The organism is Streptomyces sp. NPDC001508 (assembly GCF_040298665.1).
Classification (GTDB): domain Bacteria; phylum Actinomycetota; class Actinomycetes; order Streptomycetales; family Streptomycetaceae; genus Streptomyces.
Genome location: NZ_JBEPAP010000004.1, coordinates 267,479 through 291,322, shown reverse-complemented (window position 1 = coordinate 291,322; position 23,844 = coordinate 267,479). Strand labels below are relative to the sequence as shown.

24 protein-coding genes and 1 pseudogene are annotated in these 23,844 nt (G+C 71.7%); 10 read left to right on the top strand and 15 right to left on the bottom strand.

The window, feature by feature from the left end:
* Window positions 1-5 precede the first annotated feature (5 nt).
* From ABT245_RS06930 to ABT245_RS06915, 4 genes are all read right to left on the bottom strand, one after another.
* The gene (locus ABT245_RS06930; protein ID WP_351729626.1) at window positions 6-1,022 is read right to left on the bottom strand and encodes an AAA family ATPase; all 1,017 of its coding nucleotides are present in this window, start codon (window positions 1,020-1,022) and stop codon (window positions 6-8) included.
* 168 nt (window positions 1,023-1,190) lie between these two features.
* On the bottom strand, window positions 1,191-3,266 hold the full coding sequence (locus ABT245_RS06925) for a VMAP-C domain-containing protein (RefSeq protein ID WP_351729624.1): 2,076 nt from the start codon (window positions 3,264-3,266) through the stop codon (window positions 1,191-1,193).
* A gap of 14 nt (window positions 3,267-3,280) precedes the next feature.
* Entirely contained in the window at window positions 3,281-3,688 is a 408-nt protein-coding gene (locus tag ABT245_RS06920; protein ID WP_351729572.1) for a CU044_2847 family protein, read from the bottom strand.
* A 145-nt stretch (window positions 3,689-3,833) separates the two neighbouring features.
* Window positions 3,834-4,013 (bottom strand): DUF6104 family protein, encoded by a 180-nt coding sequence (locus ABT245_RS06915; RefSeq protein ID WP_003992906.1) that lies wholly within the window; start codon window positions 4,011-4,013, stop codon window positions 3,834-3,836.
* A 517-nt stretch (window positions 4,014-4,530) separates the two neighbouring features.
* Here ABT245_RS06915 and ABT245_RS06910 point away from each other — a divergent pair.
* Together ABT245_RS06910 and ABT245_RS06905 are read left to right on the top strand one after the other, a co-directional pair.
* Complete coding sequence (locus ABT245_RS06910; protein ID WP_351729621.1) at window positions 4,531-5,478, top strand: DUF4097 family beta strand repeat-containing protein; 948 nt, start codon at window positions 4,531-4,533, stop codon at window positions 5,476-5,478.
* Window position 5,479: 1 nt separating this feature from the next.
* Window positions 5,480-6,568, top strand: a complete 1,089-nt coding sequence (locus ABT245_RS06905) for a PadR family transcriptional regulator (RefSeq protein WP_351729570.1) — start codon at window positions 5,480-5,482, stop codon at window positions 6,566-6,568.
* Window positions 6,569-6,679: 111 nt separating this feature from the next.
* Here ABT245_RS06905 and ABT245_RS06900 read toward each other — a convergent pair whose 3' ends face one another.
* The 4 genes from ABT245_RS06900 to ABT245_RS06885 all read right to left on the bottom strand — a co-directional run bounded on the left by ABT245_RS06900 (window position 6,680) and on the right by ABT245_RS06885 (window position 11,136).
* Window positions 6,680-7,243 (bottom strand): Clp protease N-terminal domain-containing protein, encoded by a 564-nt coding sequence (locus tag ABT245_RS06900; protein ID WP_351729567.1) that lies wholly within the window; start codon window positions 7,241-7,243, stop codon window positions 6,680-6,682.
* Window positions 7,243-7,452 (bottom strand): helix-turn-helix domain-containing protein, encoded by a 210-nt coding sequence (locus ABT245_RS06895; protein WP_351729564.1) that lies wholly within the window; start codon window positions 7,450-7,452, stop codon window positions 7,243-7,245. The genes ABT245_RS06900 and ABT245_RS06895 overlap by 1 nt, the downstream gene beginning before the upstream one ends.
* Before the next feature lie 106 nt (window positions 7,453-7,558).
* Complete coding sequence (locus tag ABT245_RS06890) at window positions 7,559-8,524, bottom strand: zinc-binding dehydrogenase (RefSeq protein ID WP_351729562.1); 966 nt, start codon at window positions 8,522-8,524, stop codon at window positions 7,559-7,561.
* Between the two features lie 1,388 nt (window positions 8,525-9,912).
* On the bottom strand, window positions 9,913-11,136 hold the full coding sequence (locus ABT245_RS06885; RefSeq protein WP_351729560.1) for an NAD(P)-dependent malic enzyme: 1,224 nt from the start codon (window positions 11,134-11,136) through the stop codon (window positions 9,913-9,915).
* 536 nt (window positions 11,137-11,672) lie between these two features.
* Here ABT245_RS06885 and ABT245_RS06880 point away from each other — a divergent pair.
* The 3 genes from ABT245_RS06880 to ABT245_RS06870 are packed head-to-tail and all read left to right on the top strand — an operon-like array spanning window position 11,673 to window position 14,394.
* Window positions 11,673-12,632 (top strand): ABC transporter substrate-binding protein, encoded by a 960-nt coding sequence (locus ABT245_RS06880; protein WP_351729557.1) that lies wholly within the window; start codon window positions 11,673-11,675, stop codon window positions 12,630-12,632.
* A gap of 29 nt (window positions 12,633-12,661) precedes the next feature.
* The gene (locus tag ABT245_RS06875; RefSeq protein WP_351729554.1) at window positions 12,662-13,591 is read left to right on the top strand and encodes an amino acid ABC transporter permease; all 930 of its coding nucleotides are present in this window, start codon (window positions 12,662-12,664) and stop codon (window positions 13,589-13,591) included.
* A complete protein-coding gene (locus ABT245_RS06870; RefSeq protein WP_351729552.1) occupies window positions 13,588-14,394 on the top strand; it encodes an amino acid ABC transporter ATP-binding protein in 807 nt (268 codons plus the stop codon). The genes ABT245_RS06875 and ABT245_RS06870 overlap by 4 nt, the downstream gene beginning before the upstream one ends.
* Before the next feature lie 670 nt (window positions 14,395-15,064).
* On the opposite strand, the gene ABT245_RS06865 is transcribed toward ABT245_RS06870, so the two are convergent.
* Together ABT245_RS06865 and ABT245_RS06860 are read right to left on the bottom strand one after the other, a co-directional pair.
* Window positions 15,065-15,457 carry a hypothetical protein gene (locus ABT245_RS06865; RefSeq protein WP_351729550.1) on the bottom strand — a complete coding sequence of 131 codons (393 nt, stop codon included), beginning with the start codon at window positions 15,455-15,457 and terminating at the stop codon, window positions 15,065-15,067.
* Between the two features lie 137 nt (window positions 15,458-15,594).
* Window positions 15,595-16,365 (bottom strand): class I SAM-dependent methyltransferase, encoded by a 771-nt coding sequence (locus ABT245_RS06860; RefSeq protein WP_351729547.1) that lies wholly within the window; start codon window positions 16,363-16,365, stop codon window positions 15,595-15,597.
* Between the two features lie 101 nt (window positions 16,366-16,466).
* Between ABT245_RS06860 and ABT245_RS06855 the strand changes: the two genes are divergently transcribed.
* Window positions 16,467-17,096: a CGNR zinc finger domain-containing protein gene (locus ABT245_RS06855; protein WP_351729545.1), complete on the top strand. Its 630-nt coding sequence runs from the start codon at window positions 16,467-16,469 to the stop codon at window positions 17,094-17,096.
* On the opposite strand, the gene sodX is transcribed toward ABT245_RS06855, so the two are convergent.
* On the bottom strand, window positions 17,000-17,434 hold the full coding sequence (gene sodX / locus ABT245_RS06850; protein ID WP_351729619.1) for a nickel-type superoxide dismutase maturation protease: 435 nt from the start codon (window positions 17,432-17,434) through the stop codon (window positions 17,000-17,002). The genes ABT245_RS06855 and sodX overlap by 97 nt on opposite strands.
* A 145-nt stretch (window positions 17,435-17,579) precedes the next feature.
* On the opposite strand from sodX, the gene sodN reads away from it, so the two are divergent.
* The 3 genes and pseudogenes from sodN to ABT245_RS06835 all read left to right on the top strand — a co-directional run.
* Window positions 17,580-17,975, top strand: a complete 396-nt coding sequence (sodN, locus tag ABT245_RS06845; RefSeq protein ID WP_351729542.1) for a superoxide dismutase, Ni — start codon at window positions 17,580-17,582, stop codon at window positions 17,973-17,975.
* Between the two features lie 170 nt (window positions 17,976-18,145).
* The gene (locus tag ABT245_RS06840; protein WP_351729540.1) at window positions 18,146-18,451 is read left to right on the top strand and encodes a hypothetical protein; all 306 of its coding nucleotides are present in this window, start codon (window positions 18,146-18,148) and stop codon (window positions 18,449-18,451) included.
* A gap of 30 nt (window positions 18,452-18,481) precedes the next feature.
* Window positions 18,482-18,941, top strand: a pseudogene (locus ABT245_RS06835) (VOC family protein); the annotation flags it as partial.
* A gap of 375 nt (window positions 18,942-19,316) precedes the next feature.
* On the opposite strand, the gene ABT245_RS06830 reads toward ABT245_RS06835, so the two are convergent.
* The 4 genes from ABT245_RS06830 to ABT245_RS06815 form a co-directional block, all read right to left on the bottom strand.
* The gene (locus ABT245_RS06830; protein WP_351729537.1) at window positions 19,317-19,649 is read right to left on the bottom strand and encodes a DUF952 domain-containing protein; all 333 of its coding nucleotides are present in this window, start codon (window positions 19,647-19,649) and stop codon (window positions 19,317-19,319) included.
* A gap of 78 nt (window positions 19,650-19,727) precedes the next feature.
* On the bottom strand, window positions 19,728-19,925 hold the full coding sequence (locus ABT245_RS06825; protein WP_351729535.1) for a hypothetical protein: 198 nt from the start codon (window positions 19,923-19,925) through the stop codon (window positions 19,728-19,730).
* A 303-nt stretch (window positions 19,926-20,228) separates the two neighbouring features.
* On the bottom strand, window positions 20,229-21,365 hold the full coding sequence (locus ABT245_RS06820; protein ID WP_351729532.1) for a family 2 encapsulin nanocompartment cargo protein polyprenyl transferase: 1,137 nt from the start codon (window positions 21,363-21,365) through the stop codon (window positions 20,229-20,231).
* Window positions 21,366-21,477: 112 nt separating this feature from the next.
* On the bottom strand, window positions 21,478-22,884 hold the full coding sequence (locus ABT245_RS06815; protein WP_351729529.1) for a family 2B encapsulin nanocompartment shell protein: 1,407 nt from the start codon (window positions 22,882-22,884) through the stop codon (window positions 21,478-21,480).
* Between the two features lie 296 nt (window positions 22,885-23,180).
* On the opposite strand from ABT245_RS06815, the gene ABT245_RS06810 reads away from it, so the two are divergent.
* Window positions 23,181-23,774, top strand: a complete 594-nt coding sequence (locus ABT245_RS06810) for an N-acetylmuramoyl-L-alanine amidase (RefSeq protein WP_351729527.1) — start codon at window positions 23,181-23,183, stop codon at window positions 23,772-23,774.
* Window positions 23,775-23,844: the final 70 nt, after the last annotated feature.

Genomic DNA, 23,844 nt, shown 5'->3' with positions numbered 1-23,844 from the left:
GGCCATCACCTCGTACGGTCGAGCGGCTGCATGAGCATGTCCGCGATCCGCTCCCGGGTGAGGCGTTCCGCGCGCGGCGCGTGCTGGGTGAGGAAGAGGGCGTTGAGGAGCTGGTCCGCGGCGACCACCTCGCCCGGTTCACGGTCCAGGAACCGGGCGATCAGATCGCGGCCCGCGGTCACGCTCTCCTCGCCGAGGTGCGCCTCCACCATGGCGGTGAGCTGTTCCTCGCCGGGCGGCTCCAGTTCGAGCTGGATGCAGCGGCGCAGCAGCGGCGCCGGGAAGTCGCGCTCGCCGTTGGAGGTCAGGACGATCACCGGGAAGGCGGTGCAGGCGACGCGGCCGCCGTGCACGCGGACCCGTTCGCCGTCGTGGGTGAGCACCTCGACGACGGGTTCGCGGTCCGCGAGCCGCTCCAGTTCGGGGATCGCGAACTCGCCCTCCTCCAGGGTGTTCAGGAGGTCGTTGGGCAGGTCGAGGTCGCTCTTGTCCAGTTCGTCGATGAGCAGGACCCGGGGCTGCTCGGCGGGGAGCAGGGCGGTGCCCAGCGGGCCGAGGCGGATGTAGGAGCCGATGCCGGAGGCCGCCGCCGCGGCCCCCTCGGCGCCCTGGGCGCGTTCCAGCTGGACGTCCTGGAGCCGGCCGATCGCGTCGTACCGGTACAGGCCGTCGTGGAGCGTGGTGCGGCTGACGATCGGCCAGCGCAGCACCTTGCCGAGGCCGAGTTCATGGGCGACCGCGTAGGCGAGGGTGGACTTGCCGGTGCCCGGGTTGCCGGTGACGAGCAGCGGGCGGCGCAGATAGAGAGCGGCGTTGACGGCGTCGACCTCGGCGGGCCGAGGAGCGTAGTTCTCGACCAGGCGCCGGCGCACACCGAGCCGGCGGGCGCTGCTGGAGTCCTCCGGGCCGGACTCCGCCCCGTCCTGGGCGGCCGCGAAGTCACGCCAGGGCGGCGGTGCGGGCAACCGCCGTACTCCGTCGTGCGGCTGACCCACTCCGCGGTAGATCCGCCAGTCGTTCACCATGGGCTCCTCCCGGCTCCGGTGATCAGGCTGCGGGCCCGGCCGTTCGATGTACGACGTTACCGCCAGACGGCCGTGCCTGCCGAGCTTCGCGGGCGCCCGGTGTCGCTTCCCGGTCCGGGAACGCCCTTGTGATGCAGGTGGGTTGACGGGGTGTCCGGTGAGCGGTCAGCCGCCGGGGGCGGCCAGGGGTGGCGGTCGCATGGCCTCCGTTCCGTACGGAGTGCGGTCGGGCGGGTCGAACAGCACGGCGAGCTTGCCGCGCAGCTCCTGGGCGCGCACGGTGTCGGGGTCGGCGAGCCGGATGCGCAGGTCACGGACCGGGCCGTGCAGCCCGTCCGCCCCCTTGGCGAGCCCGAGCAGGTCGGCGGCCTGCCGGTGGAAGGCGCGGCACTCCTCGTGGTCGTGCCGGTCCCGGCGCCACAGCACCACGGAGTGGCCGGCCATGAGCGCGTACTTCATGGCCACCTGGCCCTCGCCGCTGCCGACCGGGCCGCAGTAGACCGGCACACAGCCGTTGCCCAGCGCCGACAGCCGGCCGTAGACGGCGTACTCGCCCTCGGTACGGCCGCCGGGCGCGTGTCCGCCGGCCGGTGCCTCGCCGCGCAGCGGCTGGTGGGAGAGCGGGCCGCGGGCCGTGCCCCGCCACCGTTTGAGCCACTCCGGCGAGGGCTTTCTGGCGTTGCGCCGGGCGTCGCGGATGACGACGGTCCGGCGCAGCCCGAGCGGCATGGCACGCTCGTCGGGATCGGCGGGATCTTCTTCGGGCTCGCCCGCGGCACCGTCGGGTGCGAGGCCCCAGTCGTCCACGGGCAGGTCGAACAAGCGGCGCGGCAGGAACACCTCGACCGCGGCCAGGTGTTCGCCGTGGTCGCCGTGGCTGAGCGCGCGGGCCAGCGGTTCGCGCAGGGTGGCGGACAGTTCGTCGGCGCGTACGCCGCGGTCGTCGCCGGCCACGGGCGTGACGTCCTGGCCGTCGTAGATCAGCTGGACGCTCCAGGGGTAGAGGTCGCCGTACATCGGTTCGCCGACCTTGACGAGGACGTCGGTGCGCGCCGTGGACGGCTCCGCGGGATGCGCGGCGGCCGGGTCGAAGAGGCCGTCGAGGATGCCGTGGATGGCCTCGCCGACCGCCCAGTACTCGTGCCGGTCGGCCTGTTCGGTGATCCAGTCGGCGAAGGCGCGCAGCCGTTCCGGGTCCGCCTCGCCCGGACGTTCCCGGACGGTGTGCCGGGCCACCCGGGCCGCGTACAGCAGGACGGCGTCGAGGTCGACCGGGGCTCCGCCGGCGGCCTGCCCCGGTGCGCGCAGTCCGTGCAGCAGTCCGGCGCCCTCGCGCCAGCTGCGCGGCTCGTGCACGATCAGCGAGCGGTGCCGGCTGTTCAGCACCCGGGCCCTGACCTCCTCGACCAGGTGGACGACCTCGCCGGGCCCGGCGGGCGGCGGGAGGTGCGCCAGGTGGCCATAGAGCCGGGCCCGAAGTTCGGGGGTGATCCCGGAGCCTTCGTAGCCGGGCAGACCGGACTGCGCCGCGGTCCAGTGCGCGTACTCCGCCGGGTCGTCGAGCAGCGCGAGATGGTGCAGGTCGTGGGCGCGCAGCACCTCGTGCACCAGATCGCCGCCGCGTACGTCGAGCAGTTCGCGCAGCGCGGTGATCGGCACGGCGGCGCCCTCGTCCCGGCCGCGGCCCTTGATCATGCCGATGACGGCGCCGTAGCGCCGGTCGATCACGGGCCCGCCGGACAGTCCCTCGAACGGCAGGCTGCCGTTGATCAGCAGCGCCCGGCCGTCCGAGCCGGCCGCCTCACCGACGCCGTGCCGCACGCCCAGCTCGCCGGTCCTGCGGGACCAGCCGTGCAGGCCGATCGGGGCGGGGGTGCTGGGCTCCCGGTCGCTCAGCCACAGGCACCGCGCGTCCTCGGCGTCCGGTACCCGGACGAGCGCGATGTCCGGCAGCCGCCAGCGGTCGCCCGCCGCGTCGGGGTTCTCGGGGCGCGGGTCGGCGAGGACCACGGTGCCGGTCGCGGTCCGCTCCCGCCGGATGCCCGCGGTGTCGCGGCCCTCCCAGGTCACGCCCACGGCCCTCTCACCTCGCCACACCGCAGCACCCCCCTTCCCCACGACATGCGCGCAGGTCAACAGCCAGCCCGGGGCTATGAAGAAGCCTGATCCCCAGTACCCGTCACGGTCGGTTGCATACCCGTCGCCCGGTGCGCCGATGCGTGCGAGCGAGGGGCGCACCATCTCGTCGAAGGCGCTCATTCCGCGTCGGGGGCCGTGGCGTCGGGCGCCGCGCCGGCGCGCCGGTCCGCCGCCGGGTCGGTCCGCCGCCCGCCGCCCGCCGGTTCGGTCCAGGTCAGGGACACGGTCAGGGAGGATGTGCCGCCGCCTTCGGCGATGGCGCTCACGATCTTGCCGGACTGCGCCGTCAGTTCGATTCCGAAGCTCACGGACACCTCGACCGGCGCCGTCGTGTCCAGACCGGCGCGCAGGGAGCGCACGACGCCCCCGACCGTGCCGGCCAGTCCCCCTGCCATGTCGACGATCCGGCCCCCGAACCCGGTGTCCCGGTACCCGTCGTCCCGCGCGGTGTCGTCGGCCGCGCCGATCCTGGCCCAGACGACGGTTCCGTCGTCGAGCCGTATACGTTCGACCCCTCCGCCCATGCCGCCCCCGTTCGCTCAATGGAAGGAGAAGGCTAACTCCCGATGAAGACGAGTGGGAGGGGCAGCGATCCCCCGGGCGTGACGAAAGACCGCATGGGGACTGGCGGTCAGGGCCGCCGTCCCCCTGGCCCACCGCTCCACCGCTCTATTCGTCGTCCTCGTCGTCGAGCCGGGCCAGCCAGGTCGCCAGCCGTTCGACGGGGACCTCGAAGTCCGGGTTGAGGTCCACGAAGGTGCGCAACTGCTCGGCAAGCCACTCGAAGGTGACCTCTTCCTCGCCGCGCCGCTTCTCCAGTTCCTCGATGCCGCGGTCGGTGAAGTACATGGGGGCGTCTCTCCTGCGGTTACGTATGCACTCGGCCTCTGCGGACAGCCTATGCAACCCCTGCTCACCAAGGCCCCACCCTCCCCGGACCCCGGCCCGCCGCGGGCTCCTGGATGGCCACGCCCGGTGGCGCGGGCGGGTTGTGTCGTACGCCGGTGCGCGCGACCCGTGCGCCACGAGTCGCGCCCCCGCGGGCCGCCGGGAGTCGGGGGCGGGGGCGGGAGTTGGGGCCGGGGGCCGAAGGCCGGGGGGGTCGGGGCCGAGAGCCGGGAGCCGGGGCCGGGGGTCGGGGGCCGAGAGCCGGGAGCCGGGGCCGAAGGTCGGGGTCGGGGCCGAGGGTCGGGGTCGCGGACCGGGGCCGAGGGTCGCGAGCCTGGGGTCGAGGTCGGGGTCGCGGGCCTGGGGTGGGTTCGGGTCGTCCACCAACGGGTGTCTTGACTTTCCATGGCCGCGATATATCGTGTTTCACGGATGACGCGATATGGCGCGTCGCGTCCCCGTCGAGGAGGTCAGCACCATGTCCGAGTGGTCCGTCGCAGAGCCCAGGAAGCTCACCTTCGACGACCCCGTGCGTGATCTGCACGTGCGCATCGTCAATGGAACAGTCAACGTCGTGGGCACGGACGAGGGTTCCGCCCGGCTCCAGATCTCCCAGATCGAGGGACCGCCCCTGGTGGTCACACAGGAGGGCGGCACCCTCACCGTGGCGTACGAGGACCTGCCCTGGAAGGGCTTCCTCAAGTGGCTGGACCGCAAGGGCTGGCGGCGCACCGCGGTCGTCTCGCTCGCGGTCCCCGCGGACACCCGCGTCGAGGTGGGCGTGGTCGGCGCAGGCGCCGTGGTCTCGGGGGTCAGCGGCCCCGCGGTGATCAAGGGCGTCACCGGTGACACGACCCTCGTCGCCCTCTCCGGACCGGTCCGTGCGGACACGGTCTCCGGCAGCCTGGAGGCCCAGGCCGTCACCGGCGACCTCCGCTTCAACTCCGTCTCGGGCGACCTGACCGTCGTCGAGGGCTCCGGTCCCTCCGTGCGGGCCGACTCCGTGAGCGGATCCATGATCATCGACCTGGATCCGGACGGTCCCACCGACGTCCGGCTGACCAGCGTCTCCGGCGAGATCGCCATCCGGCTGCCGCATCCCGCGGACGCCGAGGTGGAGGCGAACACGGCGAGCGGCAGGATCTCCAACGCCTTCGACGGACTGCGGGTGCACGGCCAGTGGGGCGCCCACAAGATCACTGGCCGGCTCGGCGCGGGCAACGGCAAGCTCCGGGCCACCACGGTCTCCGGTTCGATCGCCCTGCTGCGCCGCCCGCCGAAGGAGGACGAGGACACGTCCTGGGACGACACCGAGCCGGATCCGGCCGCGTCCCGGCACACGTCGGGGGACAATTCCGCTTCCGGCCGGACAGCCGACACGACGAGCGCCCCGGCCGACGGCACGACCGACAAGAAGGTGCTCTGACATGCCTCCCGTCTTCGCCCACGGCCGCCTCCGCCTCTACCTGCTCAAGCTGCTCGACGAGGCCCCGCGCCACGGCTACGAGGTGATCCGCCTCCTCGAAGAACGCTTCCAGGGGCTGTACGCCCCGTCGGCGGGCACCGTCTACCCCCGCCTGGCCAAGCTGGAGGCCGAGGGCCTGGTCACGCACACCACCGAGGGCGGCCGCAAGGTGTACGCCATCACGGACGCGGGCCGCGCCGAACTGGCCGACCGCAGCGGAGAACTGGCCGAACTCGAGCTGGAGATCCGCGAGTCGGTCGCGGAACTCGCCGCCGAGATCCGGGCCGAAGTGCGCGGCGCTGCGGGCGACCTGCGGCGCGAGATGCGGGCCGCAGCCTCCGAGGCCCGGCATGGTGCCGGCACCCGCGCCGCCGAGCAGGGCCCCTTCGGGGAGTACGGCGAGGCCGGCGACAAGGAGTCCTGGCGTGCCGCCAAGGAGGAGATGCGCCGCGTCAAGCAGGAGTGGAAGGAGCAGGCCCGGCGGGCCAAGGACGAGAGCCGCAGAGCCCGTGACGAGGCCCAGCGGGCGCGGCGCCAGGCCCAGGAGGCGCAGGCGCGGGCGCGGGCCCAGGCGCAGGAGGAGATGCAGCGGATCGCGCAGCGGGTCCAGGAGCGTGTGCAGAACCACTTCACGCGGGGCGACTGGCCCACGGGCATGCGTGAGGGTCTGAGCGAACTCGCCAAGGAGTTCGGCGAGTTCGGCAAGGACTTCGGAAAGGACTTGGGGAAGGAGTTCGGCTTCGGCCGCGGCGGGGCGGGGGCGGGGGCCGGCCAGGGACCGGCGGCGGGGAACCCCAAGGCCGCGCCGGCTCCGGAGTACGAGCAGACGGCGGAGGACTTCCCGGCCGACTACGTACCGGCCTGGGCCCAGGAGGACGGCAGCGGCGATCCGGCCCGTGACCTGGACCGCCTCCTCGACCGTTTCCGGGACGACATCCGGGACGCGGCCCGCGACAACGGCGTCACGGTCGACCAGTTGCGGGACGCCCGCCGCCATCTGTCGACGGCGGCGGCCCACATCGGGGTGATCCTCCGCCGGCCCCGCCCCTGACCGCGCGGCACCGCGTCCCGCGCTCCCCCGCGCCCGACACCCGCGCCCCAGGCCCGCGCCCGGCGACCGCGCCCGGTGCCCGCGTCCGGCGCGGGCTCGGGGGAGGCCGTGTCAGGACGCCTTCGCCTCTCCGCCGCCGTACAGCACCCGTGCCACGGACTCGTATGTCACCCCGTGATCGGCGAGGACCTCGGCGGGTACGCCGGGGCAGACGGTCAGGGCGATGAGGATGTGCTCGTCGCCGATGTGCCGGTCACGGCGGCCGGCGGCGGTGCGCAACGCCCGTTCGAGGACATCCTTGGCGCCCCGGGTGAAGGGGCGGCGGCCCGGCCAGGAGCCCCTGCCCCCGCGGTCGCCGGACAGCGCCCCGACGCCATGCGTCTCCTCGACCCGTTGGACGATCCCCAAGACGTCGATCCCCAGCCCGGCGAGCGCGTCCTCGTCCGCGCGGGTGAGACCGCCCCGCCGCCGCGCCTCGCCGAGCGCGCCGCGCACGGACTCCTTGCGATCGGCGAGGCCCAGCGCGGCCAGCGCGAAGGAGGCGCGGCTTCCCTCGCGGTCGAGCAGCGCGAGAAGCATATGGTCGGTGCCGATGGACCGCGCGCCCTCGCGTTCGCCGTGCTCCACCGCGCCGCGTACCACGTCACGGGCCTGCCTCGTGAACCGTTCGAACATCACTGCCTCCCGTACTTCTTGTGCACGGCCTGTCTGCTGACGCCGAGTTCGGCGGCGATCTCCTGCCACGACCAGCCCTGGTTGCGGGCGTTGCGCACCTGCACGGCCTCCAGCTGCTCCAGCAGCCTGCGCAGGGCGACGACGGCCCGCAGCCCGACCCGCGGGTCGCGGTCGCCCGCGCGCTCGGCGAGATTGGTTGCCTCGGTCATGATGTCAACCTACGTTGACACGAGGAGATCTGTCAACTCCGGTTGACAGAGGCCGACGGCCGACCCGGGAGCCGGGTCGGCCGTCGGTGTGGCAGCGGCGCCGCGGTCAGCCGTTGGTGAGCACGACCTTTCCGAACTGGCCACCGGACTCCAGCCGTTCGAAGCCCTCGCGGGCGCGGTCCAGCGGCAGCACCTCGTCGATGACGGGGCGTACGCCGGTGGCGGCGCAGAAGGAGAGCAGATCCTCCAGTTCCTCCTTGGTGCCCATGGTCGAGCCGACGACCTTGAGTTCCAGGAAGAAGATCCGGGTCAGCTCGGCATGGGACGGCCGGTCGCCGCTGGTGGCACCGGAGATGACGAGGGTGCCGCCGGGCCGCAGGGACTTGACCGAGTGGGACCAGGTGGCGGCGCCGACGGTCTCGATGACGGCGTCCACCCGCTGCGGCAGCCGCGCCCCCGTCTCCACCGCCTCGACGGCGCCCAGCTCCACGGCCCGCTTGCGCTTGGCCTCGTCCCGGCTGGTGGCGAAGACGCGCAGCCCCGCCGCCTTGCCGAGCGCGATCGCGGCCGTGGCGACACCACCGCCCGCGCCCTGCACGAGCACCGAGTCGCCGGGCCGCACCCCGGCGTTGGTGAAGAGCATGCGGTACGCCGTCAGCCAGGCCGTGGGCAGACAGGCGGCCTCCTCGAAGGACAGCTCCTTGGGCTTGGGCAGGACGTTCCAGGTGGGCACGGCGACCTGTTCGGCGAAGGTGCCCTGGTAGCGCTCGGTGAGGATGGAGCGGGGTTCCCTGGGGCCGACGCCGTGGCCGGTCTGGCCGATGACGGAGTGCAGGACGACCTCGTTGCCGTCCTCGTCGACTCCGGCGGCGTCACAGCCGAGGATCATCGGCAGCCGGTCCTCCGGGAGGCCGACGCCCCGGAGCGACCACAGGTCGTGATGGTTGAGGGAGGCGGCCCGGACGTCGACGGTGCTCCAGCCGGGGCGGGCCTCGGGGGCCGGGCGCTCCCCCAACTCAAGGCCGGACAGCGGCTGGTCGGGGTCGATTCGGGCGGCGTAGACAGCGAACATGGGCTCGACGATAGGTTCCCCGCCCCGCCAACGGAACCAGGCTCCCCTGTGACACACACCCTGTTGCCCACCGGGCCCACCGGGCCACCGGGCCACCGGGCCACCGGGCCGAACGTCTTGCAGTTCACCCGCGCCAGGGCGCCGAACGGGTCCACGCGGTCCTCCGAAGGTGTGGATGGCGACCCGTTCCCCCTGGCAACCGACCCCCAGGCGGGAACTCCGATGCGGACACGTCGCCCCGGAACAGTTCAATGGCCCGCCGAACGGCCTGCTCCCTCCGATGACCGGCCCAACGGCGTACTGCCTCCGATGACCGGCCGAACGGCATGCCGCCTTCGATGACCGGCTGACCGGCGTACTGCCTTCGGTGGCCCGCCGAACGGCCTGCTCGCTTCGACGGCCCACCGAACGGTGTGCTCGCTCAGAAGGCCGCGCTCGTACCGGCAGCCGCCGCAAGGTAAGCGTGCGTGGTCAGCGGGCCCGCGTTCAGCAGGCGCGTGGTCAGCGGGCACGTGGTCAGCGGTGCAAGTTCGCCGACGCGAGAACGCCCCCCGCGCGGTCACCGACAAGAGGCCAGGAACGCGAGCCCCCACCGCCACGAGGCCACGGCCCGCGGGCCCACCCAGCCGGCCCCTCAGCCCCAGGCACACCCGCACGACAACCCCACGAAACCCACCGCCACAAACGCACCCCTACGGACCACCCCGCCAACTCACCGGAACAGACACCGAGCCGGGCCCCTCACCCAAACCCACCGCCCCAGACCCACCCACACGAACTGCCACGAACCCACCGCCACAAACGCACCCCTACGGACCACCCCGCCAACCCACCGGAACAGACACCGAGCCGGGTTCCTCACCCAAGCCCACCGACGCAGGCACACCCACATGGACCGCCCCACGGGCGACCAGGCCGTGCCCGCCGAGACAAGCCCATCCGCGCAGACCCACCGCCCCCGACGCACCCACACGGAAAAGCCCACGAACCCACCAAGCCGGGCCCCGCCGAGACAAGCCCACCCGCACGAACCCATCGCGCCGACGCACCCGCACGGAACACCCCACGAACCCATCGCGCGGGCGCATCCACACGGACCGCCGCGCGAATCCACCGTGACAAACCACCGGGACCGACCGCCGAACGGGGCCCCACACCCACGAGCCCACCAAGCCCCGCCCCGCACGCCGGGCCCACCCACGGGAACCCGTCGGCGACGACGCACCCGCACGGACCGAGCGGGGCTGCCCCGGCGCATCGGCGGGTCCCCGCCAAGGTGGGCCCGCGGCGGCGGGGCCCACCGGCGGGGGCCCACCGGCGGGGGCCCACCGGCGGGGGCTGCCGGTGCGGGAGCCACGAGGCTTACCGGCGGAGGCGTACCGCAGGGGCTACCGGCGGGCGACGCCCTCCGCTCGGGCCGCCGCGGCCACCGCCGCCGTCACCGCGGGAGCGACCCGCTCGTCGAACGGCGAGGGGATGACGTAGTCGGCGGCGAGATCGTCGCCGACCACCGCCGCCAGCGCCTCCGCCGCCGCCAGCTTCATCCCCTCGGTGATCCGGGAGGCCCGCACCTGCAGCGCGCCCGCGAAGATGCCGGGGAACGCCAGCACGTTGTTGATCTGGTTCGGGAAGTCCGACCGGCCGGTCGCGACGACCGCCGCGTACTTGTGGGCGACGTCCGGGTGCACCTCGGGGTCCGGGTTGGCCATGGCGAACACGAACGCGCCCTCGGCCATCGAGGCCACCGCCGCCTCCGGGACCGTACCGCCGGAGACGCCGATGAAGACGTCCGCGCCGGCCAGCGCATCCTCCAGCGAGCCCGTGAGGCCCGCCTTGTTGGTGAACCCGGCCAGCTCCCGCTTGACCGGCGTCAGATCCTCCCGGTCGGCCGACACGACGCCCTTGCGGTCGGCCACCGCGACGTCCCCGATCCCGGCCTCGACCAGCATCTTGGCGATGGCGACACCGGCGGCCCCGGCGCCCGAGATGACGACCCGCAGATCACCGATGCTCCGCCCGCTCAGCCGCGCGGCGTTACGCAGCGCGGCCAGCGTCACGACCGCCGTACCGTGCTGGTCGTCGTGGAAGACGGGAATGTCCAGCCGCTCCTGGAGCTTGCGCTCGATCTCGAAGCACCGCGGCGCCGAGATGTCCTCCAGGTTCACGCCGCCGAAGGAGGGGGCGAGACGGACCACGGTCTCCACGATCTCGTCGGCGTCCGTGCAGTCGAGCGCGATCGGCACCGCGTCCACGCCGCCGAACTGCTTGAACAGGATCGCCTTCCCCTCCATCACCGGAAGGGAGGCCCGGGGGCCGATGTCCCCGAGTCCGAGGACGGCCGTGCCGTCGGTGACGACGGCCACCACGGACGACTTCCATGTGTAGTCGTTGACCAGTTCCGGCTGCTCCGCGATCGCGGTGCACACGCGCGCGACGCCGGGCGTGTAGGCGAGGGACAGGTCGTCCTTGTCACGGACCGGCACGGTGGCCCGCACGGCCATCTTGCCGCCGCGGTGGAGCGCGAAGGCCGGGTCGAAGGAATCGAGGGGCTCGGCCCCGCCGTCCTGATCGGCACTGCTGTCGCTGCGAGGATTGACGATCTCCGCTGCCACTTGTTTACCCCTTAGGTGTTCATGGTGTGAGGGTGAGGGCCACTCCTGGTGAAGAGTGGGCGGGACCGCATACGACCCGGTTTGACCGTTGCGTACGGGTCGTACGCGACGGGCGCGCCGCACACGCGCCCTGAGCCCCGGATGAGGGGTGTAAAGCACCTTCTTACCCGACGGACGGCGCCGACGACGAGTCCATTGGTGCAAGGTCACCTGGCGCGGTTCGGCGGCCACGCTCCGGTGGCCTGCGGGCCGCTCCCCGTTCGCTTGCACGACGGCGGACACCGGGCAAGCATCGACCGCATGGTGAGATGCGCCGAAGATATTCCGGTCGATACCGAGGTTTTCCACAGACGGTCCGGCTGGATGTACCGACCTGGGCGGTTCGGGGGTCACCCGTTATCCGATTTTGACATAGCGGGTCGCCTGATTGGCCTAGCCCGAATGGCAAGATGCGGTAACCCACGAGGTCGCGACACCCGAAGGTGTGTGTTCTCGTCGACCCATCGGCAACGCTACCCATCCGCCGGAGGAACCCCATGACCGCTCGCTCGACCCGTCGCACCACCGCCGCGCACTCCCGGCCAGCAGCGGTCGGTGCGATCGCGGTCGCCGGCGCCCTGCTGCTCACCGGCTGCGGTGACCAGACCGACAAGGGCGGCAGCGGTTCCGACACGTCCTCCTCCTCGGCACCGCTCGCCGACAAGCTCCCCAAGGACATCCGCGAGGCGGGTGTCATCAAGGTGGGCTCGGACATCGCCTATCCGCCGGTGGAGTACATGGAGGGCGGCAAGGCCGTCGGCATCGACCCGGACATCGCGGACGCCCTCGGCAAGCAGCTGGGCGTGAAGTTCGAGTTCCAGAACGGCAAGTTCGACAACCTCGTCGTCGGAATGCAGGCCAAGCGGTTCAACGTGATCATGTCCGCGATGAACGACACCAAGGACCGCCAGGACGGCATCAACTCGGACAACGGCCAGAAGGTCGGCAACGGCGTCGACTTCGTGGACTACTTCACGGCCGGCACCTCGATCCTCGTCCAGAAGGGCAACCCGAAGGGCATCAAGACGCTGGACGACCTGTGCGGCAAGGTCGTGGCCCTGCAGAAGGGCACCACGTCCGAGGGCATCGCCAAGGCGCAGACCAAGAAGTGTACGAAGGACGGCAAGAAGGCGATCACGCTGCAGACCTTCGACACCGACCCCGAGGCGCTGCTCCGCCTCAAGCAGGGCGCGTCGGTAGCGGACCTCAACGACTTCCCGGTGGCCGCCTACAACGCCAAGACCTCCGGCGGCGGCAAGGACTTCGAGGTGATCGGCGAGCAGATCGAGGCCGGCCCGTACGGCATCGGCGTCAGCAAGGAGAACACCCAGCTGCGCGACGCCCTCCAGGCGGCCGTGAACGCCATCATCAAGAACGGCGAGTACACCAAGATCATGGAGAAGTGGAACGTCACGGCCGGCGCGGTGACCGAGGCGAAGATCAACGGCGGTTCCTGAGCGTCCCGAGCGACTGAAGGGCAGCCACCGTGTCTGACACCGCCGAGAAGATTCCCGCGCCATCCGTTCCACCGGAACAGATCAAGGCCATCCCCGTGCGCCACTACGGCCGCTGGGTGGCCGGCGCGCTGGTCGTCGCCGTCCTGGTGCTGATCGGCACGGCGTTCTCCAACGCGAAGATCAACTACAGCATCATCCCGCAGTATCTGACGGACGGGACCATCCTGTCCGGGGCCTGGCACACGCTGTACATCTCCGTACTCGCCATGGCGCTGGGCCTGGTCCTGGGCGTCGTCGTCGCCGTGATGCGAATGTCGTCGAACCCGGTGACCAGCACGGTGGCCTGGTTCTACGTCTGGTTCTTCCGCGGTACCCCGGTCCTCGTCCAACTGCTGCTCTGGTACAACATCTCGCTGGTGTTCCCCATCCTCAACCTGGGGTTCTACAAGAACGAGATGAACCAGGTCATGACGCCGTTCCTGACCGCGCTGCTGGGCCTCGGCCTGAACGAGGCCGCGTACATGTCGGAGATCGTCCGGGCCGGCATCCAGTCGGTGGACCTGGGCCAGACGGAGGCGTCGCACGCGCTGGGCATGACCCAGGGCCAGACGCTGCGCCGGGTGACCCTCCCGCAGGCGATGCGGGTCATCGTCCCGCCGACCGGCAACGAGTTCATCAACATGCTGAAGACCTCGTCGCTCGCGTACGCGGTCCAGTTCAACGAGCTGATCAAACGGGCCACGGACATCTCCAGTACCTCGCTCGCGGTCGTCGAGATGTACTTCGTGGCGTCGATCTGGTACCTGATCCTGACCACGGTGTTCAGCATCGTGCAGTACTACGTGGAACGCCGGTACGCCCGCGGCTCCTCGCGCAGCCTGCCGCCGACACCGATGCAGCGGCTCAGGAAGAACCTCCGCCAGTTCGGTTCGTTCCGCCGTCCGGAGGTGGCCCGATGACCAGTCTCAGCAAGGACACCGGCTTGGGCCGCGGCTCGGTCGGCGGGCCCATGGTCAGGGCCGAGGGCGTGCACAAGTCCTTCGGGCTCTCGCACATCCTCAAGGGCATCGACCTGGAGGTGAACTCGCGTGAGGTGTTCTGCATCATCGGACCCTCCGGCTCGGGCAAGTCCACCTTCCTGCGGTGCATCAACCACCTGGAGAAGATCAGCGCGGGCCGGCTGTACGTCGACGGCGACCTCGTCGGCTACCGGCAGCGCGGCGACAAGCTCTACGAGCTGAAGGAGCGGGAGGTCGCGGCGCAGCGGCGGGACATCGGCATGGTGTTCCAGCGCTTCAACCTCTTCCCGCACATGACGGCGCTGGAGAACGTCATGGAGGCGCCGGTCCAGGTCAAGCGGGAGTCCAAGGCGGTCGCCCGGGAGCGCGCGCAGCGGCTGCTCGACCGGGTGGGCCTCGGCGACCGCACCGGGCACTATCCGGCGCAGCTCTCCGGGGGCCAGCAGCAGCGGGTCGCCATCGCCCGTGCCCTGGCGATGGAGCCCAAGCTGATGCTGTTCGACGAGCCGACCTCGGCGCTCGACCCGGAGCTGGTCGGCGAGGTGCTCGACGTGATGCGGGACCTCGCCGAGGACGGCATGACGATGATCGTCGTCACACACGAGATGGGCTTCGCCCGTGAGGTCGGGGACTCGCTGGTGTTCATGGACGACGGCGTGGTGGTCGAGTCCGGCCACCCCCGCGAGGTCCTGACGGACCCCCAGCACGAACGCACGAGGTCCTTCCTCTCAAAGGTGCTCTAGCTGTTCTGTCCACGGAGGTTGGTGACGCAGGTCTCGGCTGAGAGATCTTGAAATGGGTGAGGGCCTACTGGCCTGGTGTGGATTGCGACATCTACACCGGCGACCAGAGAGGCCCTCGTGCCGCACCGTAATGCACCTCTGAGCGAGACCGGACGTCTGCGGCCGGCCCGCTGCGTGGTCGAGGACGGCTGGCCCCTGCGCCGGGCCGCGGCGCCCCAGAGACACCGCGGCCCCACTGCCTACCGCCTCCCCCGGCAGTCCCGCCGTACACGCCCCCCCCAACTCCCCAACACCGCCCACCCGGCCAACGCGACCCGCCCTTGCGCTTTCCCCGGGTCACCCCGGCTCCTTGGGCCACCCTGGCCGCTTTGGTCGCCCTGGCCGCTTGGGTCGCCCTGGCCGCTTTGGTCGCCCTGGCCGCTTGGGTCGCCGCGAACCCCTCGGTCACCCAGTCCCCTCGGATCTCCGCGACACCTCGGGGCGCCCAGACACCCGGGTCGTCCGGGCATCCTGAGCCGTCCGCCCGATGCAGCCGGTTCAGCCAGCACGGCCGGTCCGACCGGCTCGGCCGGATCCACGGGACCGGCCGTTCCCATCGCAGCGGCCGGTCCCACCGGATCCGCCGGAGCAGCCCGAGGCGGCCAGGACCAGCCGGTTCCGTCCCACCGGATCAGCCGACGCCACCGGATCCGCCCGCTCGGCCGGGATCGACCGGATCAGCCGATTCAGCATCGGCGCAGCGGAGCAGCAGCCACGCTGAACCGCCATCACCACCTGCCGAACCCGGCGCGGGCAGACCACCCAAAGCCCCGACCAGCCAGACCCACCAGCTCCGCCGGACCAGCCCGATCAACAGGATCCACCAGATCAACCGGACCAGCCCCAACGGCCAGATCAACATCGGCGCACCGGAGCAGCAGCCACGCTGGCCAGCCATCACCACCTGGCGAACCCGGCGCGGGCAGACCGCCCAAAGGCCCGACCAGCCGGACCCACCGGCCCGCCGGGCCAGCCGAACCACTCCGATCAACGTGATCCACCGGCTCCAGCAGATCAGCCCCATCAGCCGGACCCACCGGTTCAGCCAACTCGGCCGGTGCCAGCCAGACCCACCGGAGCAGTCCGGGGCGGCCCCGCTGGGCCGGCCCGATCGGCGCCGGCGGCCGGTTCCGTTGGTCCCGTCGGTTTGGGTCGGGCTGGTTACTTGAGGGCGAGGAGGAGGGTGTCCGATGGTGAGGACCAGACCGGTCGGGCCTCTGCGAAGCCCTTTTCGCGCAGCACGCGCGTGTGCCAGGCGACGGGGGGCATGTCCCCGTCGGCGTGTTCGCCGTAGATCTCGAAGCGGCGGGCCGTGGGCTCGGCGAGGACCGGGTCCTTCGCGGCGAGTTGCCACCACTCCGCCCAGTCGAGGGCGCCCGCCCGCTTGGCCTGATCCATGCGGGCGTGCCGCTGGGCCCGTTCGGCGGCATTGATCCGGGGCGTGCTGTCCTCGATCATGTGGTCCGCGTTCATGAAGACACCACCGTCGCGGACGAGTTTCGCGACCTGACCGTAGAGGGCCGCGAGGGGGCCGCTGTGCAGCCAGTGCAGGGCCGTGGCGGTCAGAACCGCGTCGTACGCGTCGTACGGCAGCAGCGCGGGCCACTGCGGGTCCTTGAGGTCGGCGGTGACGAAGGTGACCCGTTCGTCGCCCGCGAAGGTGCCCTCGGCGATGGCCAGGAGCGCCGGGTCCAGGTCGACGCCGGTGCTGACGGCCTGCGGGAACCGCTTCAGCAGCCGGCCGGTGATGCTGCCGGTGCCACAGGCGAGGTCGAGCACGCGCGGCGCGGTGCCGACGAGCGCCTCGACCATGTCGAGCATGGTCGTGAACCGTTCCTCGCGGTCGGGCATATACCACTCCTGCTGCCGGTCCCAGCTCTCCTGCCAGGCCCGCCAGTCGACTCCGGTCATGGCCGTGTTCGCGTCCGGCATCGCAACCCCTCCCACGCGAAGGTCCCGTAATACCCTGGAATCGCGATCGGTCATTACCTGATCGCGTCCACGACCATAGAGCACCACCGTAAGGACTACAAGTGGAACTGGCCTATTACTCGGATTACGCCGTGCGCCTCGTCAACAGCGAGGAACCGCTCCGGGGCAAGGACTCGCTCACCACGGTCGAGGCCGTCCGCGGCCTGTTCGGCGTCAACCAGTCGGCGGCCCGCCGCGCCGCCGACGCCGACGTCACCCGCTTCCGCTCGGTACGCGCCCGGCTGCGCGCGGTCTTCGAGGCCGCCGACCAGGGCGACGAGACCCTGGCGGTGGACCTGCTGAACTCACTGCTGCTGGAGTTCCCGGTCAGCCCGCAGATCTCCGGGCACGATCACCGGGACGACGACGGCCGCCCGCTGTGGCACATGCACCTGGCCGACCACCCGTCGAACGCCACCGCGGGCTACGCGGCGATCGCCGCCATGGGCCTGGGCTTCCATCTGACCGAGTACGGCGTGGACCGCCTGGGCCTGTGCCAGGCGGCCCCCTGCCGCAACGCCTACCTGGACACCTCCACCAACCGCTCCCGGCGCTACTGCTCCGACCGGTGCGCCACGCGGGCCAACGTGGCCGCCTACCGGGCCCGCAAACGCCTGGAGGCCGACCGGTCCGAGAACACCGGCCTCGCGGCCGAGAGCGCCCAGCGCACCACGGCCAGCGGCGAGCGCTGATCCGGTCTGCGCGGCCGCAACCGCAGCCGGACCCGGCCGAGGATCAACTCCTGCGGCACGGCCCCGTAGTCGGTGCTGTCACCACCCGCGTACGGATTGTCCCCCAGCACCCACCAGCCGCCCTCCCGGCGCTCCACCGCGCGCTTGACGACAAGCAGGTCCTGTTGGAAGGGATGGCGCAGGACCACGATGTCCCCGGGCCTGATCCGGGCGCCGTACCGCAGCACGAGCCGGTCCCCGTGATGCAGCGTCGGCACCATGGACGGCCCCGTCACCTCGGCCAGCCCGAAGGGCGGCGTCGTTCTCCCCCGCTCGGTCTCCTGCGACAGCTCCGGCATCGCCGGCACCTCCCCGGTCCGTTCCTCCACCAGTCTCAGTCTGACCCTGGACTTTTGTCGTAAGCCCTAGGGGGCACTCGCGAAATCCCGCTTCTCAGGGAGTAATGTCCCACCTGAGAAGACGATCACGAGGAAGGAATGCTCCATGCTTTCCCGCCTGTTTGCCCCCAAGGTCAAGGTCAGCGCGCACTGCGACCTGCCCTGCGGCGTGTACGACCCGGCCCAGGCCCGCATCGAGGCGGAGTCGGTGAAGGCCGTCCAGGAGAAGATGGCCGCCAACGACGACCCGCACTTCCAGTCGCGCGCCACCGTCATCAAGGAGCAGCGCGCCGAGCTGGCGAAGCACCACGTCTCCGTGCTCTGGAGCGACTACTTCAAGCCCCCGCACTTCGAGAAGTACCCCGAGCTGCACCAGCTGGTCAATGACACCCTGAAGGCGCTGTCGGCCGCCAAGGCGTCCACCGACCCGGCGACGGGCCAGAAGGCGCTGGACTACATCGCCCAGATCGACAAGATCTTCTGGGAGACCAAGAAGGCCTGATCTTGACTCAGGCCATCTGACCCGCGGTTTCCTTGATCGCCCGGTCTCCCTGTCCGCACCCGGTCCGCAGTTCGCCGAGCACGGCGTCCACAGCGGCCGGGTGCGGTCTTGTTCGCCCGGCCACGGGTGGGCACACGGCCCGCGCGGTCTCGCAGACAAGGACGGTCATCATGTCCGAACCCGCTGAGGGCGGCGCGGAGCGGCCCGGGCTGTGGCAGGTGAAGATCGCGTTTCTCGCCACACCGGCCCAGCACGAGGAGCTGCTGGACGGCCTGGCCGACGTGCTGTGCCCCGAGCCGGACCACGAGGGACCCTGCCCCGTCCCGTGGGGCATGCACAGCGTCAACGGGGACTCCCTGTCCCGCCGACGACGGAGGGCGCTGCTGAAGGAGATCGAGGAGACCAACTGGGACCCGAAAGACAGCGCGGGTACGGACACCGGGACAGACCCCGGAACGTCCTGGAGACCTGCCTGAACGAAGCTGCCCTGTCTACGATCACCGCACGCCGACGTCTGCGTGAAGGTGCAGGGGGTCGCCGCCGGTCCGGGCGGCGCCCATCTCGACTTCTCCGTGGACGACGTCAACGCGTTCGTGACGTCCGCGCGAGCACTCGGCGCGGTCCCGGTCGCCGAGCACAGGGCTGGTGCGTGCTGCGCTTCCGGCTGGGAGCCGCTGACCGGGTCGCTTCCCGAATTCCGGGTGCTCCGGCCGCCGCCGGGCCTGCCCGTCCGGATCCTGCTGCGACGGCTGGGCGAGGAACGGCCCGCCGCCCACCTCGTCCTGTCCTGTGCGGACATCGCGGCGCCCCGGGCCCAACCATGAGGGCCTGGGGGCAGTCGTCGTGGCCCACGACCCGCACTGGACGGTGCTGCACGACCCGGCCGGCGGCATCTACTGCCTGACCGGCCGGAACCGGGAGACGGGCGGCCTGCCGGCATCGGCGCTCAACGACGCACGCGCGTGACCAGGGGAAGCCGGGGCCACCGGCCACGGCGAAGGGCAGGCCCCGTGCAGACAGCCACGAGTCCCCCGCGCCCACCGAGGACCGCACAGCCGACGCGAGCGGCGGCACAGCCACGGGGTCCGAGGCGCGACGAACAGGGCTTGAGGCACGGCGTACGGGGTCTGAGGCGCGCGGACGTCGGGCGCGGGCGTGCGTGGCCGTCCCCGTTCGCCGGGGGCGCTGTTCGGGGCGTGTCGAGGGTCCGCCGCCAGACGTACGGCTCCCGGGGCTCCGCCCCGGCCCGCGACCACAGCGTGAACCCTCCCCCGCCCTCCCCCGCCGGCGCCTACGCCACCGCCGTACAGCGCCATATCCGGCGACATCCCCCGGCCGCCGTCACCCCCAGGGCTCCACATCGACCACGGCCTCGACCGGCACCGGCCCGTACACGTGCGGGAACTCCTCGCCGCCCGGCTCCGCGGCCTCGTACTTCACGGGTACGCCGAGCAGCGCCGGGTCCACGACCAGGACCACCAGATCGTCCGGGCGCTCGTGCGAGCCGTACAAGAAGGCCGCCACGCGCGGGAGTTGGGCGCGGGTGGAGAAGTGGACGAAGCCCTCCTCCCGCAGCGTGCGGCCACGGGTGGACATCTCATAGCTGCCGCGCTCGCGAGCCGCTTCCCACAGGGGGCGTTCCGTGATGTGGAGGATGTACGGGAGTTTCGGCATGCGGCCACGCTACGGCCTCGACCGGACGTACGGCCCTCGCCGGAGCATGGGCGCCGCACCGGGGAGGCCGGGGCGGGCTCAGGACTTCTTCGCGTCGGCCGCGTGAGGCTCACCCTGCCGTTGCTCGGCGGTGGGGTCGGCGCAGGCCGTGCAGTCGGGATTGTGGCACGGGCCCGGGCCCCACACGGGGACCCAGGCGCCCAGGGTCTTGTGCCGCTTGACGACCGTCTCGACGGGCTGTCCGCAGGCGGGACAGGCGTGTTCCTCGCTGTCCATGTCCCCAGGGTAGGGCGTGCGGGGGCACGGCGCGTCCCTCGCCGGGGCGGGCGGCCCCTCGGCCCATGCGGGACAGGAGCCGGGACCGAGAGCGGGCCGCAGGGCCGGGCGGCGCGAGCGGGCCGCACGGCCGGCCGGCGAGACCGGCCGGGACGCCCCGCCCGGCATGCGTCGGCAGGCCCCGCGCACCGTGCGCGTGGGGATTCCGCGGGGCCCACCGGGCCGGAGCCGTCGAGGGACGTGCGGGGTCGGCAACCGCACGCGCCCGGTGGCTCCGGGGCCTTCAGGGGCCGGCCCTCGGCCTCAACTGCTGCGCCGGGTGACGAACTCGGCCAGTGCGATGAGACTCCCCGCCGCCTCCGGATCGGGAACCGCGCGGGCCAGTTCCTGCATCGCCCGGGACATCCGGTCGGCCGCCTCGGCCTGCGCCCAGTCCCGGCCGCCCGCCCGCTCGACGGCCAGCGCCGTCCGCTCCAGGTCCGTCTCGTCGTACGGCCGTCCGTACAGTCCGGCCAGTTCGCTCGCCGCCGCCGTGCCGGAGGTGAGGGCCGCGACCACCGGCAGCGACTTCTTGCGGGCGGCTAGGTCCGCGCCGGCCGGTTTGCCGGTGCGGTCCGGGTCACCCCATATCCCGATGACGTCGTCGATCAGCTGGAAGGCGAGCCCGGCCTGGCGTCCGAACCCGTCCAGCGCCGCCACCTCCTCCTCGGCCGCCCCCGCGTACAGCCCACCGAGGGCGCAGGCGCAGCCGATCAGCGCGCCGGTCTTGGCCTCGGCCATGGCGAGCACCTCGTCGAGCGTCACCTCCTCGGGGGCGCGCTCCTCCATCGCCGTGTCCGTGTGCTGGCCCTCGCACAGCTCGACCACACAGTCGGCGAGCCGGACGGCTGCGGCCCGGGACGCCGGGTCCGGGTCCTCAGCGAGCAGCCGCAGGGCCAGCGCCTCCAGGGCGTCCCCGGCGAGGATCGCGCCGGCGACGCCGAACACGGTCCACGCCGTGGGCCGGTGTCTGCGGGAGGTGTCCCGATCCATCACGTCGTCGTGCAGCAGCGTGAAGTTGTGCACCAGTTCCACCGCCGCGGCGGCCCGGAGAGCCGCCGTACGCGCCCGGGGGCCGCCGAGCGCCGCCGCCGCGGTGAGGACGAGCGCGGGCCGGATCGCCTTGCCCGCGTTGCCCTCGGCCGGGGTGCCGTCCGCGTGCTCCCAGCCGAAGTGATAGCGCACGATCCTGCGTATGGCGTCCGGCAGCGAATCGACGGCGGCCCGCAGTTCCGGGTCGACCGACGCCCGGGCCCGGTCCAGGACGGCCGTGGCCTCGTGCCCGTCGGGCGGGTGCCCAACCTCCCGGGCCGGCCGTGGCCGGTTGTCCGGCGCCGGAGGCTCGCCGGCCCCCGGCGGGTCGGCGGGGTACTGCTTCGTCTCCGTCAAGAACTCGGCCATGGGTCCCCCTCGCGGAGTCCGCGGACGGTGGCGTCGCCGTCCCGGCTGGGCGGGTACCCCGAGGGTGTACCCACCCCAGTGAGCGGGAACACGGCTGCGACGTGCGGAAACGTCACCTCCACCGGCCGATCTCGACGTTCTCCAGGACACCGATCGCGTCCGGCACCAGGACCGCCGCCGAGTAGTAGGCGGTCACCAGGTAGTTGATGACGGCCTGCTCGTTGATGCCCATGAAACGGACGGACAGGCTCGGCTCGATCTCGTCCGGGATCCCCGCCTGCCTGAGGCCGATGACCCCCTGGTCCTCCTCCCCCGTACGCATGGCGATGATCGAGGTCGTGCGCGCCTCGCTGATCGGGATCTTGTTGCATGGGTAGATCGGCACTCCGCGCCAGGTCGGGATGCGGTTGCCGCCGATGTCCACGGTCTCGGGGACGAGTCCGCGCTTGTTCAGCTCGCGGCCGAACGCGGCGATGGCACGCGGGTGGGCGAGGAACAGCTTGGTGCCGCGCCGGCGGCTCAGCAGTTCGTCCATGTCGTCCGGGCCGGGTACGCCGTCGTGGGGTTGGATCCGCTGGTCGTACTCGCAGTTGTGCAGCAGACCGAATGCACGGTTGTTGACCAGCTCGTGCTCCTGGCGTTCTTTCAACGCCTCGACGGTGAGCCGCAACTGCTGCTCCGTCTGGTTCATCGGCTGGTTGTACAGATCGGCCACGCGCGTGTGGACACGCAGCACGGTCTGGGCGATGCTCAGCTCGTACTCACGGGGCTTCGCCTCGTAGTCGACGAACGTGTGCGGGATGTCCGGCTCTCCGGAGTGGTCGGCCGCGAGGTCGAGCGCCTTCTCGCCGTACTTGTTGGTGCGCTGCGCCGGGATCGCGCGCAGCCGCCGCAGATGCTCGCGCAGGGAGTCCGCGCGCTCCGCGACCTGTTCGAAGTCCTGGCGGGACAGGATGAGTACCGTGCACGTGGTGCCCGCGCGGGCCGTGTACTCCCAGATGGCGTCAGGGTCGAGCAGCGCCTGTTCCCCGAAGTAGGCGCCGTCGGCGAGGACCCCGAGGATCGCGTCGTCGCCGTACGGGCCCGTGCCGAGCTTTTCCACCCGGCCGTGCGCCAGCAGGAACACCTCGTCGGTCCGGCCCCCGAACGAGGCGATCACCTCACCCGGGGCGAAGTCGCGCTGACGGCAGCGCTGGGCCAGTTCGGAGAGGACCTCTCCGTCCTCATAGGAGCGCAGGGCCGGCAGTTCGCCGAGTTCGGCGGGGATCACCTCGACCTGGTCACCGGTCTTCACAAAAGTGACGCGGCCGTCGCCGACGGCGTACGTCAGTCGCCGGTTCACCCGGTACGTGCCGCCCTGCACGTTCACCCAGGGCAGCGTCCGCAGCAGCCAGCGGGAGCTGATCTCCTGCATCTGGGGCGCGGACTTGGTGGTGGTGGCCAGGTTCCGCGCTGCCGCCGTGTCCAGAGACTGCTGCGGCTTGCCCTGATCCGTGCGGACCTCTTCGCCTACCGACATAAAGAATTGCCCTCCCAGTTTGCACCGGCACCGAACCGCGCCGGGCATCGGCCTCGCTCGCGACCAGCCTTCCAGCACGGAGCGTGGTCGCGCCATTACCCAAAAGAGCGGGAATGGATCATCGCACTACTGGGCAGGGAGAGGGATTTCCAGGCCGGACGGCGCCGGGCGCGCACAATGTCCGGATCGACTCGCACGGCACCCGAACAAGGTGGCCAAGACGTCCGATTTCATTGGCACTTACCGCCATCGGTCGATCACGACAGGCGGCCACGTCCGGCACGAAGGGGGCGCCCATGGCCTCACCCATGTCCGCGAGCCGTTTTCGGGACGCCTTGAGAGCGGAGGGCGTCACGGTCGTCGAGGTCGGCGACTGGAAGCATCACAATCGCAATCACAAGGGCGCGTGGGGGCCCGTGCACGGAGTGATGATCCACCACACGGTGACCAGCGGCAGCGAGGCGACGGTGGAGATCTGCCGGGACGGCCACGCCGAACTGCCGGGTCCGCTGTGCCACGGTGTGATCACCAAGGACGGCAGGGTCCACCTCGTCGGCCACGGCCGGGCCAACCACGCCGGGCTCGGCGACGACGACGTGCTCCGCGCGGTCATCGCCGAGACGGCGCTTCCGTCGGACAACGAGGCCAACACCGACGGCAACCGGCATTTCTACGGCTTCGAGTGCGAGAACCTGGGCGACGGCAAGGACCCGTGGCCGGCGGCCCAGCTCACGGCGATCGAGCGGGTGTCCGCGGCGATCTGCCGGCAGCACCGCTGGACGGAACGCTCGGTCATCGGCCACCTGGAGTGGCAACCGGGAAAGGTGGACCCCCGTGGCTTCACCATGAACTGGCTGAGGCAGCGCATCAAGGAGCGCCTGGCCGACTGACGGCGACGAGCGGCAGGCAGCGGGCGGGGGCGGCCGTGCGGCGGCTGCCGCTAGTCTAGGCGCTGCGCCA

What these genes read in the sequence shown, in the direction of transcription:
- ABT245_RS06925 (WP_351729624.1), bottom strand. Translation starts at nt 3,266, where the DNA reads ATGGTGCGCCCCTCGCTCGCACGCATCGGCGCACCGGGCGACGGGTAT.
- ABT245_RS06920 (WP_351729572.1), bottom strand. Translation starts at nt 3,688, where the DNA reads ATGGGCGGAGGGGTCGAACGTATACGGCTCGACGACGGAACCGTCGTC.
- ABT245_RS06915 (WP_003992906.1), bottom strand. Translation starts at nt 4,013, where the DNA reads ATGTACTTCACCGACCGCGGCATCGAGGAACTGGAGAAGCGGCGCGGC.
- ABT245_RS06910 (WP_351729621.1), top strand. Translation starts at nt 4,531, where the DNA reads ATGTCCGAGTGGTCCGTCGCAGAGCCCAGGAAGCTCACCTTCGACGAC.
- ABT245_RS06905 (WP_351729570.1), top strand. Translation starts at nt 5,480, where the DNA reads ATGCCTCCCGTCTTCGCCCACGGCCGCCTCCGCCTCTACCTGCTCAAG.
- ABT245_RS06900 (WP_351729567.1), bottom strand. Translation starts at nt 7,243, where the DNA reads ATGTTCGAACGGTTCACGAGGCAGGCCCGTGACGTGGTACGCGGCGCG.
- ABT245_RS06895 (WP_351729564.1), bottom strand. Translation starts at nt 7,452, where the DNA reads ATGACCGAGGCAACCAATCTCGCCGAGCGCGCGGGCGACCGCGACCCG.
- ABT245_RS06890 (WP_351729562.1), bottom strand. Translation starts at nt 8,524, where the DNA reads ATGTTCGCTGTCTACGCCGCCCGAATCGACCCCGACCAGCCGCTGTCC.
- ABT245_RS06880 (WP_351729557.1), top strand. Translation starts at nt 11,673, where the DNA reads ATGACCGCTCGCTCGACCCGTCGCACCACCGCCGCGCACTCCCGGCCA.
- ABT245_RS06870 (WP_351729552.1), top strand. Translation starts at nt 13,588, where the DNA reads ATGACCAGTCTCAGCAAGGACACCGGCTTGGGCCGCGGCTCGGTCGGC.
- ABT245_RS06865 (WP_351729550.1), bottom strand. Translation starts at nt 15,457, where the DNA reads ATGGGGCTGATCTGCTGGAGCCGGTGGATCACGTTGATCGGAGTGGTT.
- ABT245_RS06860 (WP_351729547.1), bottom strand. Translation starts at nt 16,365, where the DNA reads ATGCCGGACGCGAACACGGCCATGACCGGAGTCGACTGGCGGGCCTGG.
- sodX (WP_351729619.1), bottom strand. Translation starts at nt 17,434, where the DNA reads ATGCCGGAGCTGTCGCAGGAGACCGAGCGGGGGAGAACGACGCCGCCC.
- sodN (WP_351729542.1), top strand. Translation starts at nt 17,580, where the DNA reads ATGCTTTCCCGCCTGTTTGCCCCCAAGGTCAAGGTCAGCGCGCACTGC.
- ABT245_RS06840 (WP_351729540.1), top strand. Translation starts at nt 18,146, where the DNA reads ATGTCCGAACCCGCTGAGGGCGGCGCGGAGCGGCCCGGGCTGTGGCAG.
- ABT245_RS06830 (WP_351729537.1), bottom strand. Translation starts at nt 19,649, where the DNA reads ATGCCGAAACTCCCGTACATCCTCCACATCACGGAACGCCCCCTGTGG.
- ABT245_RS06825 (WP_351729535.1), bottom strand. Translation starts at nt 19,925, where the DNA reads ATGGACAGCGAGGAACACGCCTGTCCCGCCTGCGGACAGCCCGTCGAG.
- ABT245_RS06820 (WP_351729532.1), bottom strand. Translation starts at nt 21,365, where the DNA reads ATGGCCGAGTTCTTGACGGAGACGAAGCAGTACCCCGCCGACCCGCCG.
- ABT245_RS06815 (WP_351729529.1), bottom strand. Translation starts at nt 22,884, where the DNA reads ATGTCGGTAGGCGAAGAGGTCCGCACGGATCAGGGCAAGCCGCAGCAG.
- ABT245_RS06810 (WP_351729527.1), top strand. Translation starts at nt 23,181, where the DNA reads ATGGCCTCACCCATGTCCGCGAGCCGTTTTCGGGACGCCTTGAGAGCG.